The sequence below is a fragment of the Macromonas nakdongensis genome, from assembly GCF_002837145.1.
GTDB lineage: Bacteria > Pseudomonadota > Gammaproteobacteria > Burkholderiales > Burkholderiaceae_C > Macromonas_B > Macromonas_B nakdongensis.
Genome location: NZ_NWMV01000092.1, coordinates 1 through 5,023 on the forward strand (window position 1 = coordinate 1; position 5,023 = coordinate 5,023).

8 protein-coding genes and 1 riboswitch are annotated in these 5,023 nt (G+C 69.3%); of the genes, 4 read left to right on the forward strand and 4 right to left on the reverse strand.

The features are described from left to right. The 3 genes from CON77_RS11925 to CON77_RS11935 all read left to right on the forward strand — a co-directional run. On the forward strand, positions 1-990 hold a 990-nt coding region (locus tag CON77_RS11925; RefSeq protein ID WP_157826943.1), incomplete at its 5' end, for a phosphoethanolamine transferase. Positions 991-1,112: 122 nt separating this feature from the next. Beyond that, positions 1,113-1,370 (forward strand): PepSY domain-containing protein, encoded by a 258-nt coding sequence (locus tag CON77_RS11930; RefSeq protein WP_101049426.1) that lies wholly within the window; start codon positions 1,113-1,115, stop codon positions 1,368-1,370. Between the two features lie 46 nt (positions 1,371-1,416). Continuing rightward, positions 1,417-1,962: a cytochrome b/b6 domain-containing protein gene (locus CON77_RS11935; protein ID WP_101049428.1), complete on the forward strand. Its 546-nt coding sequence runs from the start codon at positions 1,417-1,419 to the stop codon at positions 1,960-1,962. A 60-nt stretch (positions 1,963-2,022) separates the two neighbouring features. Here CON77_RS11935 and CON77_RS11940 read toward each other — a convergent pair whose 3' ends face one another. The 4 genes from CON77_RS11940 to CON77_RS11955 all read right to left on the reverse strand — a co-directional run bounded on the left by CON77_RS11940 (position 2,023) and on the right by CON77_RS11955 (position 4,720). Then, on the reverse strand, positions 2,023-2,496 hold the full coding sequence (locus tag CON77_RS11940; protein WP_101049430.1) for an acyl-CoA thioesterase: 474 nt from the start codon (positions 2,494-2,496) through the stop codon (positions 2,023-2,025). Between the two features lie 52 nt (positions 2,497-2,548). Then, positions 2,549-3,127: a lipocalin family protein gene (locus tag CON77_RS11945; protein ID WP_101049432.1), complete on the reverse strand. Its 579-nt coding sequence runs from the start codon at positions 3,125-3,127 to the stop codon at positions 2,549-2,551. Between the two features lie 26 nt (positions 3,128-3,153). Further along, the gene (locus CON77_RS11950) at positions 3,154-3,732 is read right to left on the reverse strand and encodes a TMEM165/GDT1 family protein (protein ID WP_101049434.1); all 579 of its coding nucleotides are present in this window, start codon (positions 3,730-3,732) and stop codon (positions 3,154-3,156) included. A gap of 2 nt (positions 3,733-3,734) precedes the next feature. Next, positions 3,735-3,918, reverse strand: a riboswitch (yybP-ykoY riboswitch). A gap of 28 nt (positions 3,919-3,946) precedes the next feature. Then, on the reverse strand, positions 3,947-4,720 hold the full coding sequence (locus CON77_RS11955) for an SDR family oxidoreductase (RefSeq protein WP_101049436.1): 774 nt from the start codon (positions 4,718-4,720) through the stop codon (positions 3,947-3,949). A gap of 45 nt (positions 4,721-4,765) precedes the next feature. On the opposite strand from CON77_RS11955, the gene CON77_RS11960 reads away from it, so the two are divergent. Then, positions 4,766-5,023, forward strand: a 258-nt coding sequence (locus CON77_RS11960) for a hypothetical protein (RefSeq protein ID WP_157826944.1), incomplete at its 3' end; no start/stop codon positions are given.

Here is a 5,023-nt window from a genome sequence, read left to right on the forward strand (position 1 = left end):
GACGCCGCCCTGGCCCACGCCGCCCGCCAGGCCGACGACGCCCCCCTCATCGTGCTGGTGGTGGGCGAAACCGCGCGCGCGGCCAACTTCGGCCTGGGCGGCTACGCCCGCGACACCACCCCGCGCCTGCGCGCCCTGGCCCAGGCCGGCGAACTGGCCTACTTCCGCAACGTCAGCTCCTGCGGCACCAACACCCAGACCTCGGTGCCCTGCATGTTCTCGGGCCAGGGCCGGTCCGATTACGACGCCGACCTCTACCGCGAAAACCTGCTCGACGTGCTGCAGCGCGCCGGCCTGGCCGTGCTCTGGCTGGACAACCAGTCCGGCTGCAAAGGCGTGTGCGACCGCGTGCCGCACGCCAGCACGCGCGAACGCCCCGACCCCGAGTTCTGCCCCGACGGCGAATGCCTCGACGAGGTGATGCTGCGCGCCTTGCCGGCCGAACTGGAACGGCTCGACCCCGCCCGGCGCGCGCGCGGCACGGTGGTGGTGCTGCACCAGATGGGCAGCCACGGCCCGGCCTACCACCTGCGCAGCCCGGCCCGCTTCAAAACCTTCGGCACCGAATGCACCAGCGCCGCGTTGCAGAACTGCCCGCCGGAGCAGATCGTCAACGCCTACGACCACTCCCTGCGCTACACCGACCACCTGCTGGCCAGCACCATCGACTGGCTGCGCGCCCAGCCGCGCCCGAGTGCGCTGCTGTACGTGTCGGACCATGGCGAATCGCTGGGTGAAAAAGGCCTGTACCTGCACGGCATGCCCTACGCCATGGCCCCGACCGAGCAGACCCACGTGCCCATGCTGTTCTGGCAGTCGCCCCAGATGGCGCAGCGCGCCGGCCTGTCCACCGACTGCCTGCGCCGGCAGGCCGACCGGCCCCTGAGCCACGACCACCTGTTCCACTCCATGCTCGACCTCGGCGGCGTGCGCACCCAGGTTTACCGCCCCGAACTCGACCTGTTCCAGCCCTGCCAGCACGCCACCTGAAACACCTGGATACACACCCGTGCACGGGGGCCCCCGGGTTTAATCTTGGCTTCATGTGCGGGCTGTCCAATGCTTGACGTGGACCCGTGGTTCACCCCTTCAACCCGTTCAAAGGACTCCGCATGAAAACCACCCTCACCGCCATCGTTCTCGCCCTGGGCGCCACCGCCGCATTCGCCGGCCCCAGCTGCACCGTGCCCCAGGAAAAGTGGATGAAAGAAGCCGACTTCAAGGCCATGGTCGAGAAGCAGGGCTACCAGATCAAGACCTTCAAAGTCTCCAAAGGCAAGTGCTACGAGATCTACGGCATGGACAAGGCCGGCCAGAAAGTCGAGATCTACTTCGACCCCGCCACCGGCGCCGAACTCGAACGCAAGTGATGCCCGGCGGGTTCGCCCGCCTTTTTCCCCGCCGCAGGACCCCACCATGCCCAGCCTTGACCACCCGACCCCTCGGCCCCCCGTTCGCGTGTGGGACCCGTTCGTTCGCCTGTTCCACTGGAGCCTGGTGACCTGCGTGCTGCTCAACCAATTCGTCTTGGAAGAGGGCGAAACCCCCCACGAAATCGCCGGTTACATCGCCTCTGGGCTGGTCGCGGCCCGCGTCGTCTGGGGCTTCGTCGGCAGCCGCCACGCGCGCTTCGCCGACTTCTTTCCCACCCCCGCGCGCCTGATCGCGCACGGCCGTGCCCTGCTGGCCGGCGAGCAACCGCACCACGTCGGCCACAACCCCTTCGGCGCCGTGATGATGCTGGCCCTCATGGCCCTGGTGCTGGCCCTGGGCCTGACCGGCTGGATGCAGGGCCTGGACGCCTATTGGGGCGAAGAATGGCTGCAGGACCTGCACGAACTGCTGGCCAACGGCCTGCTGGCGGCCGCCGGCCTGCACGCCGCCGCCGCCATCGTCATGGGGCGGCTGGAGCGCACCCGGCTGGTCCGCGCCATGGTCACCGGCGAAAAGCGCTACTACTGACCCCAGTCCCGCCTCCAAGCTCCCCGACCCGGACGGCACAGACACCGCCTCGGGTCGCGGTCATTTCAGCGCCAGGGACTTCTGTTCCATCTCGCGCCGCATGGTCTTGCGCACCTCGGCCGCGGCGTGGCGCCGGCGCTCGTCCGGTGTGAACGGGCGCAGGGGCGGCACCGGCGTCGGTTTGCCGGCCTCGTCCACCGCCACCATGGTGAAGAAGCAGCTGTTCACGTGCCGCACCTCCTGGGTGCGGATGTGCTCGGCGATCACCTTGATGCCGATTTCCATCGACGACGAGCCGGTGTGGTTGACCGAGGCCAGAAAGGTCACCAGCTCGCCCACGTGGATGGGCTGGCGGAACGTCACCTGGTCCACGCTCAGGGTGACGACGTAGTTGCCCGAATACCGGCTGGCGCAGGCGTAGGCCACCTGGTCCAGCAGTTTCAGGATGGTGCCCCCGTGCACCTTGCCAGAAAAATTGGCGGTGTCGGGGGTCATCAGCACGGTCATGCTGAGTTGGTGGGCGGGCAGTTCCATGAGACGGTTCGGAGGGGGTGCAAACGGTGGAGCAAAACTGGGGCCTGCGGCCTCAGGGCGGTGACACGGCGCCCGGGGCCTCTTGCAGCCGCGACAGGTCAAAGCCCTGCTGCGCCAGCCGCTGACGCAGGGCGCGGTAGGCCTCGGGGTCGACCTTGGGCGTGCGCGACAACACCCACAGGTACTCGCGTCGGGGCTCGCTCACCGCCACCAGTTGGTAGGCCGGGTCCAGGTCGATCACCCAGTAATCGCCCCACACCCCGGGCCACCACGACAGCCAGGCCGGGGCAAAACGCACCGCCAACCGGGCCGTGCCGGGCGCCCCCACCGGGCGGGCCTGGCCCACCGCCTCCTGGAAACGGCCATCGGCCTGGCGGCAGCGGTTGCTCACGCGCACCGTGCCCCCGTCCTCCAGCCGGTACTGGGCCGAGGTGTCGGCCACGCAGTCGCGCTGGAAGCGGTTGGGGTATTTGGCCACCTCGTGCCAGGTGCCCATGTAGCGCGGCAGGTCCAGCTGGGCCACGGTTTGCAGCGGCGCGGGGGCCGGCGCACCGTCCGCCTGGGCCACCCCGCACAGGCCGCACAGCAGGGCCAGCGTGGCCCAGGGTCTGCACAAAGGGTCAAAGATCATGAATGTCCCCAAACAACGGCCCATCGTCAGAAACCCCAGCGGGCGCCCGCGCCCAGCAGGGTGGCCACGCCCAGCACCGCAAAGACCGCAGCGGCCAGGCCGTGCACCAGCTTCATCGGGATTTTCTGCGACAGCTTGTCACCGGCGAAGACCGCCGGCACATCGGCGATGAGCATGCCCAGCGTGGTGCCGACCACCACCAGCAACGGGGCCGCGTAGTGGGCGGCCATGGCCACGGTGGCGATCTGGGTCTTGTCGCCCATCTCGGCCAGGAAGAAGGTCACCAGCGTCGCGCCGAACACGCCCAGGCGGGTGGCCACCCGGGTCTCGTCTTCCTCGATTGAGTCGGGGATCAGGGTCCAAACCGCCATGCCGATGAACGAGGCGCCCAACACCCAGCGCAGCACCTCGGGGGTGAGGAGGGAGGTGATCCAAGCACCCAGCGCCCCGGCCAGGCCGTGGTTGACCACGGTAGCCGCCAGGATGCCGGCGACAATGGGCCAGGGCTTTTTGAAACGCGCGGCCAGCACGAAGGCGAGGAGTTGGGTTTTGTCGCCGATTTCGGCCAGGGCCACGACGCCGGTGGAAACGAGCAGGGATTCCATGAGAGTTCCAAGGCCGGATGAGAGACGAATGACCACAACGCCGCTCCGGCCAAGGGGGAGGCGAGGTGGTCAAAGGTCTTGCCAAGCGTGGGACCGCGTGCGCCATGTCCTGCGGGACAAGTGTGTTGACGCAAGCCTCTTCCGGGGCGGAAGAGCGGCTACTCCCCAATGACGGCGCCATCATAGCAAAACGGCGCCGGCTGGCGCGGCCGCTTCAGGCCGGTCGCGGCGCTGGCGTTTCCAGCCCGCCGGTGTAGAAGCGGTTGTGGGTGGGCGAAATCACCAGCTCGTTGATGCAGGTGCGCGCCGGCATCTGCGCCAGGAAGAGCACGGCCTGGCCCAGGTCCTCGGCCTGCACCATGCGCGCGCGTTCGTCCGCCGACGGTGGCACCGGGCGCTTGTCCAGAATCGGCGTGGCCACCTCGCCCGGCAGCACCGAGCTGGCCCGGATGCCGTGGACACCTTCTTCCATGTTGATCGATTCGGTCAGCGCCAGCACCGCGCGCTTGGTGGCGTTGTAGGCCGGTCCGGTCAGCTTGGACGCGTACAGCCCTGCCCACGACGAGACGTTGACGATCAGCCCGCCGCCGCGCTGGCGCATGCCGGGCAGCACCGCGTGCACGCAGTAGAACAGCCCGGACAGGTTGATGGCGACGACGTCGTCCCAGGCCGCGGTGGTGAGCACGTCGAAATTGCGCTGGGTGGCGTTGGTGCCGGCGCTGTTGACCAAGATGTCGATGCGCCCGTGGCGGGCCAACAGCTGCTCGGCGGCCCGGTGCACGGCAGCCGAATCGGCCACGTCCAGCAACAAGGCTTCGGCGCTGCCCACGGCCTGCAAGGCGGCCAGGGCGCTGGCGTTGGTGGCCGGGTTGCGCCCGGAAATGGCCACGTGGGCGCCGGCCCGGGCCAGGGCCAGCGCGGCGGCCAACCCAATGCCGCTGCCACCGCCGGTGACCCAGGCCACCTGGCCGCTCAATGATGTGTCCATGCGCGTGTCTCCATATGCAATGCGGCGCCAGGGCCGCGGCGGTGCATGGTAGGGCGGCGCCCGAACCCGCGCTGTCGCACAGGCGCAGGCCGCGGCACCCAGGCCGGCCACCGCTACCAGGCCGAATGGCAGAGCGGCCGTTACCGGACCGAGCAGGGCCGCACCCCCTTCGTGCGCTGGGACGCCAGCGCCAACCAGGTCTTCTCGCACGGGCCGCACACCTGGAACGCCTACCTGCGGGTGGGCCGCCCGTCGGCGGTGCCCCCGGGCGCGGCCGACAAGTATTCCCTGGGCGGATTCCAG